Here is a 19758-nt window from a genome sequence, read left to right as displayed (position 1 = left end):
AATGGTCTATGATTTGTATTCGATAGCTTGTACGTGTAGGAGGCAAATTGTAGATGCGTTTACGGGGAAGAAAAGGAATTCGAGAAGATATAGAACGTCAGAAGGAACTCGTTGTTTTGAATGCGAAGGACCACCAAGGAAAGTGGGCTGCCTTGTTCGGAAACAACAATCCGATTCATGCGGAGCTGGGGATGGGCAAAGGCCGCTTCATCAGCGAGATGAGCAAGAAATACCCGGATATTAATTTCATCGGCGTCGATATGTATGATGAGCTTATCCGCAAAGCCAGCGAGAAGGCAAAGGTTGCTCACGAGCTGCAATCAGAGGAAGAGACGGATGCTGTGCTGAATATTCCGAATCTGAAGCTGATGCTTTTCAACATTGAGCATATTGAAGAAGCTTTCGCTGAAGGAGAATTGGAGCGGGTTTATCTAAACTTCAGTGATCCATGGCCGAAAAAAAAGCACGCACGCAGACGCTTGACACACCCTGGTTTTGTTGAGAAATACAAACAAATCCTGAATGCGAAGGGTGAGATTCATCTGAAAACCGATTCCCAATCCTTATTTGAATTCTCCTTGAATTCTTTTGCCGATATGGGACTAAGAATGCGCAATATTTCGTTGAATTTGCATGTGGATGGCATTCATCCTGACCATGTGATGACCGAATACGAAACGAAGTTCGCCGGACAAGGCATGAACATTCACCGCTGTGAGGTTGTGATTGGTCAAGATGCGCTTGCCGCACATCTTGAGCAGTTGAGCAAGCCTCAAGCCGAATAAACGTTAAAAAGCCATCATACTGCAGCCTTGGTGCTTCAGCAAGATGGCTTTTTCTCTATGCAGGGGCTAATCTAGCCCATTAATTGCAAAATGACTTCAGAACAATCCAGTGAAGGTTCTTTCAGTCTGCGATGGTAGTTGGAAACGCGTGTAGCTTCCACATCGGTATACCGGCTTGCCAACATGGTCAGCCAGCTGGCAATCGTATCTGCCGAGCGGATTCGTTCACCCAAGCCTTGCTGGGTAAAGTAGTGTACGTTCTCTTCCTCTTGTCCCGGAATTGGATCGTAGAAAAGCATGGGAATCGATTTGGCGAGTCCTTCTGAACAAGTCATGCCGCCTGGCTTCGTGACGAGTAGATCGGAAACCTCCATCAGCTTGTCAATTTCCTGGGTGAATCCAAGCAAATGAATGTTGGGATGCTGGTAGCGGCTATCCATTGCAAGCTTTGCCCGCGCTTTGTGATTGTTGCCTAAGCAAAAGATGAATTGAATGCGATCCCGCCATTTCACCAGATGCTCACTGAGTGAATCCCCGCCGATTAATCCCCAACCGCCGCCCATGACTAAGACCGTAGGCATGGAGGCCAACTGAAATTGCTGTCGAATCAGCGTTTTGTCGTGCGCTTCACGAAAGCTAGGATGCACAGGAATGCCGGTAATAGCAACCTGAGCGTCGGCAATGCCTCGGCCAAGTAGCTTGTTTTTGACACAGGCTGTTGAAACCATGTATTTATTCACTTCGCTGCTTACCCAAGTCCCGTGCACATCATAATCCGTAATAACCGTGCATAGGGGAACGGCGAGGCCGGCTCTTTTTAAACGGGAGACAACAACGCTGGGGAAAGGGTGCGTACAAACGATGGCTTGCGGCGCCCATTCCTGGATAATTGCTGCTGTCTGTGCGTAGCAGATTCGATGCAGCGCCAATTGTGTCAGGCGATTTAACGATTTTTTATATTGCGAACGGTAAAGTTTCCCATAGAGCTTGGGACTGGTCGTCAACGTCTTCTTGTAGGCTTGGAAGACCCAAGGTGCAATCGTCGGGTGAAGAAAGGAGCCTAATTCCAGAACAAGCGTCTCAATCGTTGAGCAGCGCTTCTCCAGACTAACGGCAAGCGCGTAGGCCGCTTGTGTATGGCCGGCTCCGAAGCCTTCGGAGAGGATGAGAACCCTTTTTTTACCATGCAAGATGTCCATTCATTACCCCCATGCTGCTACTGTAAGTAGAGAAGCGGTGGAACCGATCAAACAACCAACGATACAATCCGAAGGGTAGTGCAGTCCCAAGTAGATACGTGACAGGCTCACACTTAAAGCAAGTGGGACAAGGACAAGGCCAAGTGCAGGCATTAGTGTCATAAAAGGAAAAATGATGGAGAAAATGGCGGTTGTATGCCCGGAAGGAAAGGAATGATCGGTTAGCGGATTTTTACCTATAATGGTTTGGGGATGGACGAGGTAGGGACGAAGCCGTGGGTACTTCTTCTTAATGATAGCAACGGGAATATGGCTTATGGTTAAAGCAACCAGCGCTTGAATGCCTGCTGTCCGCAGCGCGCCATGTCCGAGTAAGGCACAGCATATAGAAATAACAATCGTAGCGGTGGCTCCGCCTACATGTGTGATTTTTGAAAAGAATAAGTCGAGAAAGAAGTGCTGAATACGTTGGTTCACAAAATGGAATGCGCGTGTTTCATGATGTTGAAGCCAATTCACGACCCTGCTCATGAGTAGTAGCCCCCTTCATAGCCTGAGATACCTGCTTATGTACATTGTAGAGAAGATTTATTAAAAGAAGATTAACGGAATAATAAATTTTCAGAAACAGGATTTTACGCTCCCCTGATCTTTCAATAACAAATCCATGCTAGCATGAAAGCGATAAAGCATTTCATGAGGCTGTTCATGTTAAAAGGTAAAGGGGCTGAGTAGGTTGAGAATTGCCTTGTTTACGGATACTTTCCTGCCGGATATTAACGGAGTCGCGAAGACGCTGGGCAGATGGACGCGTTTCTTGGAGAGTAAAGGTGTCGAATGCCAAGTATTTGCCCCTACTAGTTTGACAGCAGATGACAACGATGTGTTCCGTGTAGAACGATTTTACAGTATTCCCTTTTTATTGTACCCCGAATGTCGCCTGGCTATCCCCAACCCCGTGCAGCTTCGCAAAGCGCTCCATGCCTTTCAGCCTACCCTCATCCACTGTGCAACCCCTTTCAATTTAGGACTTTTTGGCCTCTACTATGCCCGCAAGCATAGGACGCCGCTCGTCGCCTCTTACCATACACACTTTGATCAATATTTGAGCCACTATAAAATCCCTTGGGTAGAACCCACATTATGGAAATATATGCAGTGGTTTCACCAAAGCTGCCAGCGGGTTTATGTGCCTTCGCAATCCACATTGGATCATCTGCATGCCAAAGGACTGCGTGAGCTGGAGATATGGAGCCGTGGTGTCGATACAGAACGATTTCAGCCGCTTGTCGATCGGAAGTCAGTGCTTGAGGCTTATGGCGTTGACCCTGCCAAATTCGTTATGCTGTATGTCGGGCGTCTAGCCCCCGAGAAAAGTGTAGACGTTGCTCTGGACAGTTATGCAGCGCTTCCTGCGGACGTCAAGGAGAACTGCCACTTGATCATTGCCGGTGACGGACCTTCTGCAAGTTATCTGCGCGAATGCTATGAAGGGGATCCAGGGATTTCATTTACCGGCTTCGTGCAAGGTACCCGACTCGCTGAACTTTATGCCGCAGCGGACGTCTTTCTGTTCCCTTCGGCGACGGAAACGTTCGGCAATGTGGTTCTGGAAGCGATGGCTTCCGGGACAACGGTGATTGGACCTTCGGCCGGCGGGGTAATGGATATTATTGAGCATGAGGTTACAGGTTTGCTATGCCCGCCAGGGGACATTGCTGCTTTTACTCAAGCGCTTTTGAGGTTGTATGTCTCGCAGGAAACATGCTCCAAACTTGCTTTGGCCGGCAGGGAGTACGCTTTGCATCAATCTTGGGATGAGATTTTTAATAAATTGCTAGCCAGCTATGAAGAAGTTGTCTATGGAACTTCAGGCAATCCGCTGCATAGTCAAGAAGCTCGCATGGTTCGTTGAGAAGCCATTTCGGCAAAAGTTGTCAGGGGGACTTCTGGTGAATTATAATAAACCCCGTATCCTACAACTGGCCGCTTCGTCTAAATGGTGAACTTTTTGTACACAATAAAATGAAAAACGATGAAAACAGGACATTAACGAACTGATTTCAAGCACTTGCTGCAAAGTATGTGCGCGTTCCCCTTAAATCTCAAAGAACTGGCTTATTTTCGTTTAATGCAGACTTTGACAAATAGGGGGAAAGAGAGGAAAATCAAGAACGGTTAATTCACCTGTACATAAAACTGCGCATACGCGTATAAAAAGATAGCTTGTGTGCATAAACAAAAAAGGGGGACTTTGCTTCATGCTTGACAATATTATGCTTACCTTTCAAATTGGCTTGGCCTTGGTTGGTGCGTATCAATTGTTTTTAACTTTTTTTGGATGGTATCGTCCGAAAAACAAACAAACTTTTGCTCCGCAAAAATCGTTCGCCGTCTTGGTTGCCGCTCATAATGAGGAGCAGGTGGTCGGGGCATTGATCGAGAATCTGAAAGCTTTGGATTACCCCAAGGAGCTTTATGATATCTTCGTGATCTGTGACAACTGCACAGACCAAACAGCGGATATCGCACGCAGTCACGGTGTTTATGCCATGGAACGCCATAACCCTAATCTGAGAGGAAAAGGGTATGCGATCGAATGGATGCTCAAAGAGCTTTGGAAACGTGAGCGTCAGTATGATGCTGTGGTGATGTTCGACGCCGACAATCTGTCCAGTCCCGATTATTTGATTCACATGAACAATGATCTTTGTTCCGGTTCCCGCGTTATCCAAGCTTATCTGGACAGCAAGAACCCGACTGACTCTTGGGTTACTGGTTCTTACGCGATTTCTTACTATTTTGCAAACCGCTTCTGGCAAATGCCTCGTACGAATCTGGGACTTGCTAATTACCTGGGCGGTACAGGAATGTGTTTCGAGTCCAAGCTGCTTAAACAAATCGGCTGGGGAGCTACGAGCCTTGTTGAGGATCTAGAGTTCTCGATGCGCTGCATTAAACTTGGTATTAGACCCACTTACAACTACGAAGCGATCGTGTATGATGAGAAGCCGCTTACGTTCAAAGTATCTGCGAAGCAGCGTCTACGCTGGATGCAAGGACACTTTGACGTGGCCAAGCGTTATTTCTTCCCTCTGCTTTGGCAGGGTATCAAAGAAGGCAGCTGGACGAAGATTGACGCGGCGATTTATTCCGCTAACGTATATAACTTCTTTTTTGGCGCGATTATCACCGTGCTGCTCTGGATTAAATCCGTGACGCCTGGTTGGTCCGAAACGCCGATGCTTGCCGATGTCAATCCTGTTTTCTTCAACTCTGTAAGTTTAGCCATTTATGTGCTGCTGCCGATCTCCATGTTCGTTGAGAAGGCTCCAGGCAAAGTGTATAAATATTTAATTTTGTATCCCATTTTCATGCTTTCGTGGTGGCCGATTACGTTCTATGCATTCTTCACGCAAAACAACAAACAATGGAGCCATACCGAGCACACACGTGTTATTCGACTAGATGAAATGAAGAGTAAACAAGTGAGTTGACTTTTCTAAACCTAGATGATATTATATTTCAAGTAAAAGCAGAAGCGCCCGCTTCTCACCTGACCGACACTGTTGGCTGGTTTGAATGAATCATCATGTATGTTCAATAGGTCATGAACCTGTTATTGATGAAGATGTGGGCCACTGCGCCCGCATCTTTTTATTTTATGGATAGAGAGTTACATACTTTCTGGAGGTGGAACACTATTAGCAAAGACCATATGATTAATGATGAGATTCGTGTGAAGGAAGTACGCCTGATTGGGGCGGACGGAGAACAACTCGGTATAACACCGATTCGCGAAGCTCTTCAAATCGCATTAGACGCGAACCTTGATTTGGTAAACGTGGCACCGACGGCGAAGCCGCCCGTATGCCGCATTATGGATTACGGTAAATTCCGTTACGAAACACAGAAGAAAGAAAAAGAAGCTCGCAAGAATCAGAAGATCGTGGACATCAAGGAAATTCGCTTAAGCGCAACAATTGATGAGCATGACTTCCAAACGAAGCTTCGCAATGCCGTTAAGTTTCTTGGCGAAGGCGATAAAGTGAAAGCCAGCGTTCGTTTCCGTGGGCGTGAAATCGCGCATTCGGAGATTGGTCGCAGAGTGCTTGAGCGTCTAGCTACAGAAACAGCTGACATTTCCTCGCAGGAGCGCGCTCCTAAGCTTGAGGGAAGAAGCATGATCATGATCTTAACGCCGAAAGCGACAACTTAGGCGGTATACTAAATTAGGAGGAACAACACCATGCCGAAAATGAAAACACACAGCAGCCTTAAAGGCCGTTTCAAAATCACTGGCACAGGCAAAGTGATGAGATACAAACAAGGTAAGAACCACTTGCTTTCCGGTAAATCTTCACGTACAAAACGTGTACTTTCCACGAACCCAGTAATGGCTCCTGGCGATGTGCGTCGTTTGCAACAACAATTGTCCCTTATCAAAGGTTAATCTTTATTAGCTAAAATTCGAACATTATTTATACATCCCAGGAGGTAGTTAACCATGGCAAGAGTCAAGGGCGGATTTATTCGCGCTCATCGTCGTAAGAAAATTCTAAAACTAGCAAAAGGTTATTTTGGTTCCAAGCATCGCTTATTTAAAACAGCTAAAGAACAAGTAATGAAGTCTTTAGTGTATGCTTACCGTGACCGTCGCCAAACAAAACGTAACTTCCGCAGACTGTGGATCACACGTATCAATGCTGGCGCTCGTCAAAACGGCCTTAGCTACAGCAAATTGATGCACGGCCTGAAATTGGCTGGTATCGAAGTAAACCGCAAAATCTTGGCTGATTTGGCTGTGAATGATTCCAAAGCGTTCAACGATTTGGCAACAGCTGCAAAAGCAAAAGTAAACGCGTAAATCGCGTTCCAAGAAGCTTGTCCCGTTGCGGGGCAAGCTTCTTTTTTTTGAGCGCTTTAGTGTGGTACAATGAACATATGTTCGTATTTCGGGCATATATTTATCGAGACGGTGATAAGAATGAAATTGGAACGGCTTATTTCGATTACATATGCCTTGTTAAACCACGAAGTACTGTCCGCATCGGAACTGGCAGAGAAATACCGGGTATCCCAGCGGACGATCTACCGTGATATTGAGGCGATCTGTGCGGCGGGCATTCCAGTCGTGTCGTATCAGGGCGTCAATGGCGGCTACGGCATCATCAAGGAATACAAGATGGACAAGAGCTTGCTGGGATCAAACGACATCGAGTCGTTAATTACGCTCCTGCGCAGCACGGCCACGGTGTTCAAGGACGACAAAACGATGGATACCCTTCATAGGCTTCAGACGATTCAAAACGGTCCCGACACGCCCAGCCTAGCGATGGATTTGGGCAGCTGGCGGGCCAACAACGATGATTTGTATACGCTGCGGTCGGCCATTACATCCCGTCAAACGGTCCGGTTTGAATACATAAATGGGAAGGATGAAAGGAGTTTTCGAACGGTGGAGCCAGTGAGCCTGCTGTTCAAATATTACGCCTGGTTTTTGCATGCCTATTGCAAAACACGTAAGGACTACCGGATGTTCAAGCTGTCGAGGATGGTGAATTTGGTCGTGTTGCCGGAGGTTTTTCACCGAAACCATACGACTCCTGCGAGCGAGCTTTCTGTTGAAAATAACGGGGAGGAAAAGCTGGAGGATGCCGTTCTTCACTTTGCGACCGGTTCTTGTGCACGGGCAATGGATTGTTTTTACGCGGAGGATAAACGGTTCAATGAAGATGGAAGTCTGACGGTCAGGGTCATCAACCCTTCGGGCGTGGATTGGTTAGCGGCAACTATCCTAAGCTTTGGAGAAGATGTGGAGGTGCTGGAACCGAGCTCGCTCAGGGAACTGGTTCACGCTAAAATTAGAAAAATACTAATGCGATACGAATAAAAGTATGACACCTAGCTGTCATACTTTTTTTTATACAATGAGATCATGAAATCAGGGTTAATTGAAAAAAGGAGTGAAAAGCAATGCCGAATCATCCTTACTGTTTAGAGGTAATGCTGGAACAGCAGCTTCATGAGTTGAGAGAAATTGATCGATTGGCATGGAAATGGACGCAAGCCGCGCCTTGCAAGTCTGGAGCTTTCTGGCTCGGAATATTGGGGTTGATGGGGTTGTAAGGCACTCGAGGTGAGAAAAAGAGAGCGCCAGAGCATGCTCGAATGAGCGAAACTCTAGCGCTTTTTTGGAGATATAGAATTTATTCTATAGTGAAATTAAGTCCCTCGATAGCTTGTTAAGCCGCTCGGAGCCGTTCTCGGTCACAAGCACCATATCCTCGATCATGATCGATCCTACACCATAGCCGTAATAAGGCGTTTCCAAACAAACGACCATGCCTGGTCTGAAGACGGTTGTTTCGGAGGGGCTGATGAAAGGCGGCTCTTCAGCCGCAAGGCTCAAGCCTGCGCTGTGCCCGAGATGCCCGCGGTTGTAATTATCCAGCCCAGAACGCCTAATCAAGTCCATCCCCTCGTGAAACGCCTGTTGCATCGGAAGCCCGGGCTCAATCATGTCCAGAAGCCGGTCGTGTCCGGCCCGCAGGGCGCCGTAGACGCGCTTGGCCGTATCCGAAGGAGTGCCGAGCACGAAGGTGCGGGCGATGTCGGAGCCATAGCCCATCACCTCGACGCCTACGTCGAACTTGATCAGGTCGCCGGGCTTGGACGGCCGTGTGTCAAACCGCTCTACGGGGGCGAAGCGGTCTCCAACGGAAATCATATGGAAACGGGCGGGATGGCCGTCTGCGTGCTCCATTAGCGTTTTGCGGAAAACATGTACGATTTCCGCAGCGGAGCTGCCCAGACCGATCGCTCGCACGGTTTCAGCAATGCCTCTCTCCGCATAGGAGCAGCCTTTGCGCAGCTGTTCGATCTCCCAAGGGGTCTTCAATACGCGCAGCTCAGTAAAGACGCCTTTCGCTTCAACGAATTCAAACGCGCCCGCTGTTTGCCGCAAAGCGGACACAGCGGGATAGCGCAGGGCGCTCAGCTCGACAGCCACGCGGCCGCCGCTCGAAACGCCATATTCGGCCAGTACTTCACCAAGCATCCCGAACATTTCTTCCACAAGTGGCGCGACGGGCCGTTTGCCTTGGAATTTGCTGCCGCGGATGCCATATGGATCGTCTACGTCGACCCATGTCGGGTACGATCGCATCTCGCAATGGGTCATATCTTCCGGCACGCCGGCAGCTTCGAATTCGTTCATAATCAGGACCGTCTTCCGGGCCGGATCTCGAAACAGGACGGCCAGCGCCACTTCATTCATTTGCAGCGTATACATGAAAGCGCTTGGGTAACCGGAAAGGTAGTAGAAGTTTTCGCAGCTCACGGCTACCAACGCATCGAGCTGCTCCTTCTCCATGATCAATCGGGCTCTTTCTACGATGTTCTCGAGATGTTCTTTTTCTGCAGCGACCATGATGTCGATTCCTCCTAAAGTTGCCCCAAATCGTAATGTAATGATTGCTTCCGATCAGTCCGACTGTTGATCCAATTGTCTCAGGAATTTGCGCGCCCGCTCGGTTTGCGGCTGCGCAAAAAACTGCTTGGGCACGCCTTCCTCCTGAATGATGCCATCGGCCATGAAGATGACTCGGTTCGCGACTTCCCGTGCGAATTTCATTTCATGGGTAACGACGATCATCGTCATGCCCTCTCTGGCCAGCTGTTTCATAACGGCAAGCACTTCGCCAGTCAATTCGGGGTCAAGCGCCGACGTAGGCTCGTCAAACAGCATGATCTGCGGCTGCATGGCGAGCGAACGGGCGATAGCGACCCGCTGCTGCTGGCCGCCGGAAAGCTTGGAAGGGTAAACGTCCCTTTTTTCAAGCAAGCCGACTTTGCTTAACAGCGATTCGGCAAGCCGAACTGCCTGCTCCTTGGGCATTTTTTTGGCGGTCATCGGCGCCATAGTGACATTTTCAAGGACGGTCATGTGCGGAAACAAGTGAAAAGATTGAAAAACCATCCCGGTCAGATTGCGAATCTCCCGGATGGCTTCTTTTTTCATATTTGCCGACATGGCCTGATTCCATTCGATGCCGCCGACACGAATTGTGCCTTCCGTTGGCTCCTCTAGACCGTTCAGGCAGCGCAGCAGGGTGCTTTTGCCTGAGCCACTCGGTCCGATCAGAACAACGATTTCTTTTGCACCAATTTGGATGTCGATGCCCTTCAGCACCTCCAAATCGCCAAAATGTTTACCAAGACTGTTTACTTCTATCATGCGTACACACCCTTAATAAGCCTTAGATAATTTCGTTTCAATGCGGTTGAGAATACCGGAAAAGACCATGCTCATGATCCAATACATGAGGCCGATCGCGATGTAGAAAGGCATCGCAATATAGTACTGTGCGATCAGCAGTTGAGCCGAACGAAGCAATTCCGTCACTGTAACGACAGAAACGAGCGATGTCTCCTTCAGCATCCCGATAAATGTGTTGCCCATCGGGGGGATAGCGACGCGGGCGGCCTGGGGAAGAATGACCTTCACCATCGTTTGCCACTGCGACAAACCGAGGGACAAAGCCGCTTCCGTCTGACCTTTGTTTACGGCAAGAATCGCCCCGCGGAACGTTTCCGACAAATACGCCCCGATGTTGATGCTAAGAGAAATATAGGCCGCGGTTAGCGGCCCGAAAGTGATTCCGAAGTCAGGCAACCCGTAGTAGACGATAAAGATTTGGACGAGGATCGGAGTTCCGCGAATGATGGAGACATATCCTCTGGCCACATTGCGGACCAGCCAATTCCCTTTCAAACGGGCGATCGCCACGATCAGCGCGATAATAAAGCCGAAAAACATCGAGATGATCGTGATCAGAAGCGTATAGTACGCGCCAGTCAGCAGGAAGTTTACGTTGTTAAAAACCAGTTCCATGCATGCTTTCTCTCCCGTTCCTGCCGATTAAATCGTCGGGTCGACCCCAAACCATTTTTTGAAAATTTCCTTGAACGTGCCGTCAGTTTTCATATCGTCCAACGCCTTGTTCAGCGCGTCGAGCAGTTCTTGATTATTTTTGCGAATCGCGATTCCGGCGAAATCTTCCTTAATAGGCTGTCCTACCGCTTTGATTTTAAAATTGTTTTTTTCAACCAGCGGCTGAATGGCAAACATGTTGTTGATGGTCGCATCAATTCGGCCAACGTTCAGGTCCGTCAATGACGTGATGACGTCGTTGTAGGTGGGAATTTCAAAGTTGCCGACCTTCGGAAGAGCGACTTCACGCAAATATTTTTCATCGTTTGTCCCAAGGCCTACACCGATCTTTTTGCCCTTGAAGTCTTCGAGCGATTTGATGGTCGTATTGTCGGCTTTCACGACGATGCTAACAGAGTTTTTAATGTACGGCGTGGAAAAATCCATCGTTTTTTTCCGGTCGTCTGTGATAGTTACCTGACTGATCAGCGCGTCGTATTTATCTTTTTGCAGTCCTTCAATGAGCCCGGAAAATTCGCCAGTGATGAATTCGGCCTGTACGCCGATGCGTTTAGCGACTTGCTTGGCGACGTCGGCGTCAAAGCCATCGACTTCTTTTTTGTCGTTCAAAAAGTTGTACGGGGCGTATGTGCCCATCAAGCCGATGCGAATTTTACCGTTTTTCTTAATCGTTTCCAGCAGGTTTGATGACGCAGTCGTCGCGGCCGGCGTGTTTGTCGCCGTATTGACCGGAGATGAGGAAGGGGATTGTTTGCTTGCGCATCCCGTCAGCGCGATGACGATAGCTCCGACCAGCGAGACGGATTTGAATAGTTTCTTAGTCTGTGTGTTCATGATGTGGCCTCCTGTTAGTAATGAATGTAATGGGTGTTTTTAGCTTCCCAATAAACCGCGAATTTCAAACCTTGCCGTTTCCTCGGCCATTTCGGAAGAAGTATAAGGCGACTGGAAATCGACGTCGTGCATAGGCCCGAACAGCCATTTGGACAGCACGCCCGTAAATAATGCGACCAGTATGTTGACTCGAATATTCAAATCCTTGGAACCGGGCAGCATGCCTAATTCGATGGCACGCGCGACATTGACCTTGAACGCTTCCTCGAACGCGATCCACGTTTGCGAAACGGCTTCTTGGACCGGTGGGTCCGTACCTTGGCCTTTGATCAGCAGCAGCGCCATCAAATATCGGTTCTCGTCGGCGAATTCGAATAAATCGGTCAGTAGACGGGCGGACGAATGAATCATGTCGTCAACTGTACCTGCATGCTTGCGGTAGCCTTGCTCGATTACTTTCCTTAGCTTCTCTCTACCCTCTTCGATCAAGTCGATGGCGAGCTTTTCTTTGCTTGGAAAGTACCAATAAAAAGTTCCTTGTGACACCCCGGCTGATTTAACCACATCAGATATTTTCGTACTGTGATAACCTTTGCGTGCGAATAACTCAAGGGCGCCTTTCATTAACTGCTGACGGCGGTTCTGATCTTGGTCCGGCGATATAGGCAGTGATAACACCTCTTCTCTTAACTGACGAGTCAGTTAATGTAATTCCGATAGGTTTACTATATTTTGAAACCTGCTAGTTGTCAAGCTTATAATGGAATATCCGCAGAGGAAATTGAACGTGATGAGGGAGAGCGGCATATGGTGTCACTGGATGCATTTTTGTGAAGCTGGATAGATGTTTTCTTAACCGGAACAATTTATTGATCAGTTTCTTAATCAAACTATTGACTAATGTTCGGGGGATGCATATAATTATCTCTAAATCATATTCAATGATGCTGAAGCAACATTAATGAATCGGCTATGAAGAGGAAGAAGTAATAAGGGCACTTATGCGCAGAGAGCGTTGGACCTGCTGAAACCATCGCCTTAATCCCTTACGTACGAAGTCACCTCGGAGCTGTTTTCCTGAAACATGCAGATTTGCATGCCGTAGGGAGAATCGGAAAAGCACACGTTATCGTGCTGAGGGTATTGTTCATTCATGAGCATACCTGCTAAGGCTATGGACTGTGAAGTACGTAGCAAACTTGGGTGGTACCACGGAAGCTTGAACCCCTTTCGTCCCGTTTAACACGCTTATTGCGTGTGCGGGATGAATAGGGGTTTTTCTTATTTTTAAAAAAGCTTAACGTTTCACATGAACTGACTTTTCGAGAGGAGGATCACAATGAATGTTCAAACTGAACCAAAACGCTCCAAAGAAGAACTGATTGAAAAGCTGACACAGCCAGACCTGATTACAGGCTCTGAAATTTTGCTGAGAAGCTTATTGCTGGAGGGTGTGGACTGCGTCTTTGGATACCCTGGCGGCGCTGTATTGTACATCTATGATGCGATGCATGGTTTTGATGATTTTAATCACTTGTTGACAAGACATGAGCAAGGCGCCATTCACGCAGCGGATGGATATGCTCGTTCCACAGGCAAAGTTGGTGTTTGTATCGCAACTTCCGGACCGGGGGCAACCAACCTCGTCACAGGAATTGCTACTGCATATATGGATTCTGTTCCGTTAGTCGTGATTACAGGGAACGTAGCTACAAACTTCATTGGTACGGATGCTTTCCAAGAGGCGGATATTACCGGTATTACGATGCCGATTACGAAACACAGCTACTTGGTTAGAGATGTCAACGACCTGCCGCGCATCATTCATGAAGCGTTCCATATTGCCAACTCAGGTCGTAAGGGTCCGGTTCTCATTGACATACCAAAGGATGTCTCCGCTCATAAAACGATATTTAAACCAGCTACAGATGTTAGCATCCGCGGCTACAACCCTACGGTGCAGCCAAACAAACTGCAAGTGGATAAGCTGATCAAAGCGATTGAAGAGGCAGAGCGTCCGGTTATTATCGCAGGCGGCGGCGTTGTTTACTCCGATGCTTCCGAGGAACTGATTGAGTTTGTTAACAAAACTCGCATTCCGGTTGCGACAACTTTGCTTGGCCTAAGCGGCTTCCCTAGCGCGCATGAGCTGTGGCTCGGCATGCCGGGGATGCATGGAACCTATACAGCGAATACGGCGATTCAAAACGCGGATCTATTAATCTCCATCGGTTCCCGATTCGATGATCGTGTGACGATGAATTTAGATGGATTTGCGCCAAAAGTAAAAGTTATCGCGCATATCGATGTGGATCCAGCGGAAATCGGCAAAAACGTGAAAACGGATATCCCTTGCGTTGGCGACGTAAAAGCCGTACTGGCTTACGCCAATACGAAAGCAAAGCCTGCGAAGAACGAGGCGTGGATTGCAGAGCTTCAAGACAATAAAGTGAAGTTCCCTTTGAAATACGGGGATACCGAAACGGAATTGAAGCCGCAATTCGTTGTTGAAATGATCAGTGAGACGACCAAGGGCGAAGCGATCATCACGACAGACGTTGGACAGCACCAAATGTGGGCTGCGCAATTCTATCGTTTCAAAAACCCGCGCTCATTGGTTACCTCAGGCGGACTCGGTACGATGGGCTTCGGATTCCCATCCGCGATCGGCGCTCAAATGGGGAACCCGGACAAACTCGTCGTTTCCATTAATGGAGATGGCGGCGTTCAAATGTGTGCGCAAGAACTTGCGATCTGTGCGATTAACAACATTCCGGTGAAAGTTGTTATTATTAACAACCAAGTACTCGGCATGGTTCGCCAGTGGCAGGAAATCATTTACGAGAACCGCTACAGCCACATTGATTTGGCTGGCAGCCCGGATTTCGTAAAGCTGGCAGAAGCTTACGGCGTGAAAGGCCTGCGGGCAACGACGAAAGAAGAAGCTAGAAGAGCATGGCAGGAAGCACTCGACACACCAGGTCCTGTCGTTATTGATTTCGTCGTACCTAAAGGAGAGAACGTGTTCCCGATGGTTAAAGCCGGCGATACAATTAGTGACATGTTAATGGGGGATTCGGAATGACAACTACTAAACATACAGTTTCCGTACTCGTAAACAATCAGCCAGGTGTTCTGCAGCGTGTATCCGGATTGTTCGGACGCCGTGGCTTTAATATCGAAAGCATCACTGTTGGGGAGTCCGAAGAACTCGGGCTTTCCCGGATGGTGATTGTAACAACGGGGGATGACAATACGCTGGAGCAAATTTCCAAGCAATTGTACAAGCTGATTGACGTCATTAAAGTCGTTGATCTGAGCGCGAACCCGATGGTAGCCAGAGAGCTTGCCCTTATTAAAGTAAATGCAGAACCAATTATGCGTCCGGAAATTCTCGGAATTGTCGAAACGTTCCGCGCAGCGGTTGTAGATATCGGGCCAGCTTCAATTATCGTGCAAGTTGTCGGAGATTCAGATAAAATAGATGCTATGGTTGAATTGCTTCGTCCATACGGCATTCGTGAGCTTTCCCGTACAGGGGCTACAGCCATGATTCGCGGTTCAGTAAGATAATAGATTCATAACAACGTTGAAAAGTAGGTTAGCCTCCTTGAGTGGGGCTTTCAGCGGCGTACTCTTTAGCGCTTTAAAAGGATGATCGCTGGCGATGTTGGCGCTCGCTTGCTTCAGAAGGGTAAATCGTTGAAACACCCACTCAAGGGGTAGACAATTACGGATTCATCATATCAAAGGAGGATTTATTCGAATGGCAGTTACTACTTATTATGAAAAAGATGCAGACTTAGCGGTACTTAAAGGTAAAACGATTGCAGTGGTTGGTTACGGTTCCCAAGGGCACGCACAAGCACAAAACTTGCGTGACAGTGGATTGAACGTTATTATCGGACTTCGTGAAGGCCGTTCTTGGAACGCTGCGAAAAACGATGGTTTTGAAGTTGTTTCTGTTGAAGAAGCAGCACGTCGCGCTGACGTGATCCAAATCTTGATGCCGGATGAGACGCAAGCTCGCGTATACCGTGAGTCCATTCAACCGAACATGAAACAAGGCGCAGCGATCATGTTCTCCCACGGTTTCAACATCCATTTCGGACAAATCGTAGCTCCTGAAGGTACAGATGTATTCTTGGTAGCTCCGAAATCCCCAGGTCACATGGTACGTCGTACGTACGTTGAAGGCTTTGGCGTTCCTGGCTTGATCGCAATCGAAAAAGACGCTACTGGCAACGCAAAAGCAATCGGTCTTGCTTATGCAAAAGGTATCGGCTGTACACGCGCAGGGGTTATCGAAACTTCCTTCCGTGAAGAAACAGAAACCGATTTGTTCGGTGAGCAAGCCGTTCTTTGCGGTGGTGCTTCTGAACTGGTTAAAGCTGGTTTCGAAACATTGGTTGAAGCTGGTTATGCACCAGAAATGGCTTACTTCGAGTGTCTGCACGAACTGAAATTGATCGTTGACATGATGTATGAAGGCGGACTTGCTTCCATGCGCAGCTCCATCTCCAACACAGCTGAGTACGGTGACTATGTAACTGGACCTCGCATCATTACAGCTGAAACGAAAAAAGCGATGAAAGCTGTTCTTACGGATATTCAACAAGGTAAATTCGCTCGCGACTTCATCTTGGAAAACCAATCCAACTTCGCGTTCATGAACGCAACTCGCCGCAATGAAGCAGAGCACCCAATCGAAGTGGTTGGTAAAGAACTGCGCGAAATGATGCACTGGATCAAAAAATAATTCGTCATCCTGACAAATTCCATAGCTACACCATTCCACAGGGAGTGATTGAGGAGAATTTCCCAATCACTCCCTGTGAATACTATACAGACGAGTAAAGATTATAAATGTGACTTTTAATTCTACGAAGAACAGCCTAGTGTAGGGCTCAGTGTTTGTCGGAGAAGCGTAGCGTTCGTATTTGAAAACGTGTCCCGACCATTTGTTTAATTGGATGAGGGGACACGTTTTCAAGAAACGATCGGAGACAAATGCTGAAGAACGTAACGGTCAAGGTTAGTTATCGAGGATTAATGGAACAATCGAATCCTTTAGGAGGTGACCATGGGTGCGCAAAATCTACATCTTTGATACAACGCTCAGAGACGGAGAGCAATCGCCAGGTGTGAACCTGAATATGCAGGAGAAGGTCGAAATCGCGCTGCAGCTGGAGAAGCTAGGGGTCGATCGCATGGAGGCTGGTTTCCCAGCGGCATCGCCAGGCGATTTGGCTGGCGTTAACGCCGTTGCCAGAGCTATCAAGAATGCCTCTGTCATCGGTTTGTCCCGTTCGCGGGAGAATGATATTGAGGCTGTTCGCGAAGCGCTGAAGGGCGCTGTGGACCCTTGTATCCATCTATTCCTGGCAACATCGCCGATTCACCGCCAGCATAAGCTGCGGATGGAGAAGCACCAAGTGCTGGAAGCCGCGGAAGCTGCCATTAAATATGCGAAGAAATATTTCAGCAAAATTGAGTTTTCCCTTGAGGATGCAGGTCGCACAGAGCTTGATTTCATCGTTGAAGTAACGGCGATGGCTGTAAAGGCCGGAGCATCTGTCGTCAATATTCCGGATACCGTCGGCTTTATGACGCCTTATGATTACGGGAACATCTTCAAAGTCGTCAAGGAGCAGGTGCCTGGCGTCGAGAAGATTCAGCTCAGCGCGCACTGCCATGACGATCTCGGCATGGCTACAGCCAACGCGCTGGCAGCCGTTCTGAATGGTGCCGATCAAATCGAAGGCACCATCAACGGCATCGGCGAGCGCGCAGGCAACACCTCGATCGAGGAAGTTGTCATGGCGCTCGAAACGCGCCAAGATTTCTACCAAGCCAAGACCTCGCTTGTGTTGAAAGAGATTTACCGCACCAGCCGTTTGGTCAGCAAGCTGACTGGTATGGTGGTGCCAGGCAATAAGGCGATCGTCGGCGCCAACGCGTTCGCGCATGAGTCCGGCATCCATCAGGATGGGATGCTCAAAGAGAAAACGACCTACGAGATTATTTCCCCAGAGACCATCGGTGTCAAGGAAAGCAAGCTCGTGATGGGTAAACACTCCGGACGCCATGCGTTCCGTGAGAAGCTGATCGACCTCGGCTACGATCTCGGAGACGAGCAAGTGAACACGGCCTTCGCCAAGTTCAAGGATTTGGCGGATCGCAAGAAGCAAGTCGAAGACGAGGATATTCGCGCGCTGATCGAAGAGAAGTTGATCGAGACGCCGGAAGTTTTCGCACTCGGAACGCTTCAAGTGACGTACGGCAACCAAATGACGCCAACGGCAACTGTTCACGTGCGCTTCGAAGATGGCAGTGAAGTCGCAGAAAGCGCAGTCGGCAACGGCTCGGTTGATGCCATTTACAATGCGATTGACAAAGCAACGAAGGAAGAGGTGGAGCTGGACGACTACTCCATCAAATCCGTTTCCCACGGGAAAGATGCGCTCGGCGAAGTTCACGTTGTGTTGAAACAAAACGATGTGTCCGTTCAAGGACGTGGTATTTCGACGGATATCCTCGAAGCAAGCGCCAAAGCTTATTTGGATGCAGTGAACAGGCTCATCGAGAAACGCAAAACCCCAACCAGCAACAGAAGCAACGTTACGTTGATATAATCAACCGGATAAGCACCTCGCCTCCATGCAAGAGGAGGGGTGCTTTCTACAAATGTGAAAGGATGCGTCCATTTATGAAATATCGATTTTCGAAATCGTTGGAAGGCTTCTCATCCTCGGCAGTCAGAGAAATTCTCAAGCTGACGCAAGGCAGTTCGATCATTTCTTTTGCCGGCGGATTGCCTGCGGAAGAGTTTTTCCCGTTGGATGCGGTTAGCGATGCGTTCAAACGTGTTATTGAAGGCGGCAAATCCGCGCTGCAATACGGGCTGACAGAAGGCTACAAGCCACTGCGTGAGTCTCTTTGCAAACGGATGGCTGCCAAGAACATGCATGTAACTCCGGATGAGATGCTGCTGACGACTGGTTCCCAGCAAGCGATTGATCTGCTGACACGTGTGTACATTGATGAAGGCGATATCATTTTGGTGGAAAGTCCGACTTACTTGGCTGCCATTCAAGTTTTTCAAGCCAAAGGAGCCAAGATTTACTCCGTAGACAGCGATAATGACGGGATGATTCTTGAGGATTTGTCAGCTAAAATCAAGCAGTACAACCCGAAAATGGTTTATGTTATTCCTACGTTTTCCAACCCGGCTGGTCGTGCATGGAGTTTGGAACGCCGTCAAGGCTTGCTGGATATTTGCCGCGGCGCGGATGTGCTCATTCTGGAAGATGATCCGTATGGAGAGATTCAATTCGACGAGAATGAAAGCTACCCGACGGTTTTCTCGCTTGGCGGTAAAGCAGAAGGCGGAAATGTCGTATACACGAGCACGTTCTCCAAAACCGTTGCACCTGCGTTCCGCTCAGGATGGGTTATCGGTGACGAGACGATCATCCGCCAAATTGCCCGTTTCAAGCAATCGGCTGATCTGCATTCCAGCACGATTGATCAGCAGACACTGTATCATTTGCTAGAGAATTTTGATCTTGATGCGCATATCTCCCTGATTCGTGAGCAGTATCACGATCGCATGAAGTTCATGTCAGGTCTGCTGGCAGAGCTGAACTGGCCTGGATTGAAATGGGAAGAGCCGAAAGGCGGCATGTTTATCTGGGTAGAGCTTCCAGAACATATCCGTGCTGAGGATTTGCTCAAAATTGCCGTTAAAGAAGGCGTAGCCTTTGTTCCAGGATCTACGTTTTTCGCCGAAAATCCGCAGTATAACACAATGCGCCTGAACTACACGCATACCGATCGTGCGAACACGATTCTGGGTATGCAGAAGTTAGGGAAAGCCATGGAGTCCTATCTGCAAAATGCCTAACTAATGAAAAGCACTTTAGCTTCAGGCTGAGGTGCTTTTTTTTTATGAGTTGACTTGGATTATTTTCCAAATTATGAT

20 protein-coding genes are annotated in these 19758 nt (G+C 48.4%); 13 read left to right on the top strand and 7 right to left on the bottom strand.

Annotated elements, in window-relative coordinates; all coding sequences use genetic code 11:
- Positions 1-53 precede the first annotated feature (53 nt).
- The gene (gene trmB / locus HQN90_RS21770) at positions 54-785 is read left to right on the top strand and encodes a tRNA (guanosine(46)-N7)-methyltransferase TrmB (RefSeq protein ID WP_173222547.1); all 732 of its coding nucleotides are present in this window, start codon (positions 54-56) and stop codon (positions 783-785) included.
- A gap of 71 nt (positions 786-856) precedes the next feature.
- Here trmB and HQN90_RS21765 read toward each other — a convergent pair whose 3' ends face one another.
- Both HQN90_RS21765 and HQN90_RS21760 read right to left on the bottom strand, forming a co-directional pair.
- Positions 857-1984 carry an MGDG synthase family glycosyltransferase gene (locus HQN90_RS21765; protein WP_173222545.1) on the bottom strand — a complete coding sequence of 376 codons (1128 nt, stop codon included), beginning with the start codon at positions 1982-1984 and terminating at the stop codon, positions 857-859.
- Between the two features lie 3 nt (positions 1985-1987).
- Positions 1988-2515 (bottom strand): phosphatase PAP2 family protein, encoded by a 528-nt coding sequence (locus tag HQN90_RS21760; protein ID WP_173222543.1) that lies wholly within the window; start codon positions 2513-2515, stop codon positions 1988-1990.
- Between the two features lie 205 nt (positions 2516-2720).
- Between HQN90_RS21760 and HQN90_RS21755 the strand changes: the two genes are divergently transcribed.
- The 7 genes from HQN90_RS21755 to HQN90_RS21725 all read left to right on the top strand — a co-directional run bounded on the left by HQN90_RS21755 (position 2721) and on the right by HQN90_RS21725 (position 8113).
- On the top strand, positions 2721-3899 hold the full coding sequence (locus tag HQN90_RS21755; protein WP_173222541.1) for a glycosyltransferase family 4 protein: 1179 nt from the start codon (positions 2721-2723) through the stop codon (positions 3897-3899).
- 346 nt (positions 3900-4245) lie between these two features.
- Entirely contained in the window at positions 4246-5481 is a 1236-nt protein-coding gene (locus HQN90_RS21750) for a glycosyltransferase family 2 protein (protein ID WP_079414051.1), read from the top strand.
- A 221-nt stretch (positions 5482-5702) separates the two neighbouring features.
- Positions 5703-6203 (top strand): translation initiation factor IF-3, encoded by a 501-nt coding sequence (gene infC, locus HQN90_RS21745; RefSeq protein WP_141224956.1) that lies wholly within the window; start codon positions 5703-5705, stop codon positions 6201-6203.
- Positions 6204-6233: 30 nt separating this feature from the next.
- Positions 6234-6437, top strand: a complete 204-nt coding sequence (gene rpmI, locus HQN90_RS21740; protein ID WP_079414050.1) for a 50S ribosomal protein L35 — start codon at positions 6234-6236, stop codon at positions 6435-6437.
- Positions 6438-6491: 54 nt separating this feature from the next.
- Positions 6492-6851 carry a 50S ribosomal protein L20 gene (gene rplT / locus HQN90_RS21735; RefSeq protein ID WP_028553998.1) on the top strand — a complete coding sequence of 120 codons (360 nt, stop codon included), beginning with the start codon at positions 6492-6494 and terminating at the stop codon, positions 6849-6851.
- A 120-nt stretch (positions 6852-6971) separates the two neighbouring features.
- Positions 6972-7877 carry a helix-turn-helix transcriptional regulator gene (locus HQN90_RS21730; protein ID WP_173222580.1) on the top strand — a complete coding sequence of 302 codons (906 nt, stop codon included), beginning with the start codon at positions 6972-6974 and terminating at the stop codon, positions 7875-7877.
- Positions 7878-7960: 83 nt separating this feature from the next.
- A complete protein-coding gene (locus HQN90_RS21725; RefSeq protein WP_173222539.1) occupies positions 7961-8113 on the top strand; it encodes a hypothetical protein in 153 nt (50 codons plus the stop codon).
- 85 nt (positions 8114-8198) lie between these two features.
- On the opposite strand, the gene HQN90_RS21720 is transcribed toward HQN90_RS21725, so the two are convergent.
- From HQN90_RS21720 to HQN90_RS21700, 5 genes are read right to left on the bottom strand one after another with little or no spacing between them, the layout of a single operon-like run.
- Positions 8199-9416: a M24 family metallopeptidase gene (locus HQN90_RS21720; protein WP_173222537.1), complete on the bottom strand. Its 1218-nt coding sequence runs from the start codon at positions 9414-9416 to the stop codon at positions 8199-8201.
- 54 nt (positions 9417-9470) lie between these two features.
- Positions 9471-10223, bottom strand: coding sequence for an amino acid ABC transporter ATP-binding protein (locus tag HQN90_RS21715; RefSeq protein ID WP_173222535.1), 753 nt, complete (start codon positions 10221-10223; stop codon positions 9471-9473).
- A 12-nt stretch (positions 10224-10235) separates the two neighbouring features.
- Positions 10236-10880 carry an amino acid ABC transporter permease gene (locus tag HQN90_RS21710; protein ID WP_173222533.1) on the bottom strand — a complete coding sequence of 215 codons (645 nt, stop codon included), beginning with the start codon at positions 10878-10880 and terminating at the stop codon, positions 10236-10238.
- Between the two features lie 27 nt (positions 10881-10907).
- On the bottom strand, positions 10908-11774 hold the full coding sequence (locus tag HQN90_RS21705; RefSeq protein ID WP_173222531.1) for a transporter substrate-binding domain-containing protein: 867 nt from the start codon (positions 11772-11774) through the stop codon (positions 10908-10910).
- A 39-nt stretch (positions 11775-11813) separates the two neighbouring features.
- Complete coding sequence (locus HQN90_RS21700) at positions 11814-12398, bottom strand: TetR/AcrR family transcriptional regulator (protein WP_173222579.1); 585 nt, start codon at positions 12396-12398, stop codon at positions 11814-11816.
- A gap of 715 nt (positions 12399-13113) precedes the next feature.
- Between HQN90_RS21700 and ilvB the strand changes: the two genes are divergently transcribed.
- From ilvB to HQN90_RS21675, 5 genes are all read left to right on the top strand, one after another.
- Positions 13114-14859, top strand: coding sequence for a biosynthetic-type acetolactate synthase large subunit (gene ilvB, locus HQN90_RS21695; protein WP_079414043.1), 1746 nt, complete (start codon positions 13114-13116; stop codon positions 14857-14859).
- Positions 14856-15347: an acetolactate synthase small subunit gene (gene ilvN, locus HQN90_RS21690; protein ID WP_079414042.1), complete on the top strand. Its 492-nt coding sequence runs from the start codon at positions 14856-14858 to the stop codon at positions 15345-15347. Before ilvB ends, ilvN begins: the two co-directional genes overlap by 4 nt.
- A 193-nt stretch (positions 15348-15540) precedes the next feature.
- Entirely contained in the window at positions 15541-16533 is a 993-nt protein-coding gene (gene ilvC, locus HQN90_RS21685) for a ketol-acid reductoisomerase (protein ID WP_079414041.1), read from the top strand.
- 328 nt (positions 16534-16861) lie between these two features.
- A complete protein-coding gene (locus HQN90_RS21680) occupies positions 16862-18409 on the top strand; it encodes a 2-isopropylmalate synthase (protein ID WP_173222529.1) in 1548 nt (515 codons plus the stop codon).
- A gap of 74 nt (positions 18410-18483) precedes the next feature.
- Positions 18484-19680, top strand: a complete 1197-nt coding sequence (locus tag HQN90_RS21675; RefSeq protein WP_173222527.1) for an aminotransferase-like domain-containing protein — start codon at positions 18484-18486, stop codon at positions 19678-19680.
- The last annotated feature ends 78 nt before the right edge of the window (positions 19681-19758 follow it).

This window comes from Paenibacillus alba (genome assembly GCF_013204855.1).
Lineage (GTDB): Bacteria > Bacillota > Bacilli > Paenibacillales > NBRC-103111 > Paenibacillus_E > Paenibacillus_E alba.
The sequence above is the reverse complement of the archived record's forward strand: the minus strand, read 5'-3'. Positions and strand labels throughout refer to the sequence as shown.

What these genes read in the sequence shown, in the direction of transcription:
- trmB (WP_173222547.1), top strand. Translation starts at nt 54, where the DNA reads ATGCGTTTACGGGGAAGAAAAGGAATTCGAGAAGATATAGAACGTCAG.
- HQN90_RS21765 (WP_173222545.1), bottom strand. Translation starts at nt 1,984, where the DNA reads ATGGACATCTTGCATGGTAAAAAAAGGGTTCTCATCCTCTCCGAAGGC.
- HQN90_RS21760 (WP_173222543.1), bottom strand. Translation starts at nt 2,515, where the DNA reads ATGAGCAGGGTCGTGAATTGGCTTCAACATCATGAAACACGCGCATTC.
- HQN90_RS21750 (WP_079414051.1), top strand. Translation starts at nt 4,246, where the DNA reads ATGCTTGACAATATTATGCTTACCTTTCAAATTGGCTTGGCCTTGGTT.
- infC (WP_141224956.1), top strand. Translation starts at nt 5,703, where the DNA reads ATGATTAATGATGAGATTCGTGTGAAGGAAGTACGCCTGATTGGGGCG.
- rpmI (WP_079414050.1), top strand. Translation starts at nt 6,234, where the DNA reads ATGCCGAAAATGAAAACACACAGCAGCCTTAAAGGCCGTTTCAAAATC.
- rplT (WP_028553998.1), top strand. Translation starts at nt 6,492, where the DNA reads ATGGCAAGAGTCAAGGGCGGATTTATTCGCGCTCATCGTCGTAAGAAA.
- HQN90_RS21730 (WP_173222580.1), top strand. Translation starts at nt 6,972, where the DNA reads ATGAAATTGGAACGGCTTATTTCGATTACATATGCCTTGTTAAACCAC.
- HQN90_RS21725 (WP_173222539.1), top strand. Translation starts at nt 7,961, where the DNA reads ATGCCGAATCATCCTTACTGTTTAGAGGTAATGCTGGAACAGCAGCTT.
- HQN90_RS21720 (WP_173222537.1), bottom strand. Translation starts at nt 9,416, where the DNA reads ATGGTCGCTGCAGAAAAAGAACATCTCGAGAACATCGTAGAAAGAGCC.
- HQN90_RS21715 (WP_173222535.1), bottom strand. Translation starts at nt 10,223, where the DNA reads ATGATAGAAGTAAACAGTCTTGGTAAACATTTTGGCGATTTGGAGGTG.
- HQN90_RS21710 (WP_173222533.1), bottom strand. Translation starts at nt 10,880, where the DNA reads ATGGAACTGGTTTTTAACAACGTAAACTTCCTGCTGACTGGCGCGTAC.
- HQN90_RS21705 (WP_173222531.1), bottom strand. Translation starts at nt 11,774, where the DNA reads ATGAACACACAGACTAAGAAACTATTCAAATCCGTCTCGCTGGTCGGA.
- HQN90_RS21700 (WP_173222579.1), bottom strand. Translation starts at nt 12,398, where the DNA reads ATGAAAGGCGCCCTTGAGTTATTCGCACGCAAAGGTTATCACAGTACG.
- ilvB (WP_079414043.1), top strand. Translation starts at nt 13,114, where the DNA reads ATGAATGTTCAAACTGAACCAAAACGCTCCAAAGAAGAACTGATTGAA.
- ilvN (WP_079414042.1), top strand. Translation starts at nt 14,856, where the DNA reads ATGACAACTACTAAACATACAGTTTCCGTACTCGTAAACAATCAGCCA.
- ilvC (WP_079414041.1), top strand. Translation starts at nt 15,541, where the DNA reads ATGGCAGTTACTACTTATTATGAAAAAGATGCAGACTTAGCGGTACTT.
- HQN90_RS21675 (WP_173222527.1), top strand. Translation starts at nt 18,484, where the DNA reads ATGAAATATCGATTTTCGAAATCGTTGGAAGGCTTCTCATCCTCGGCA.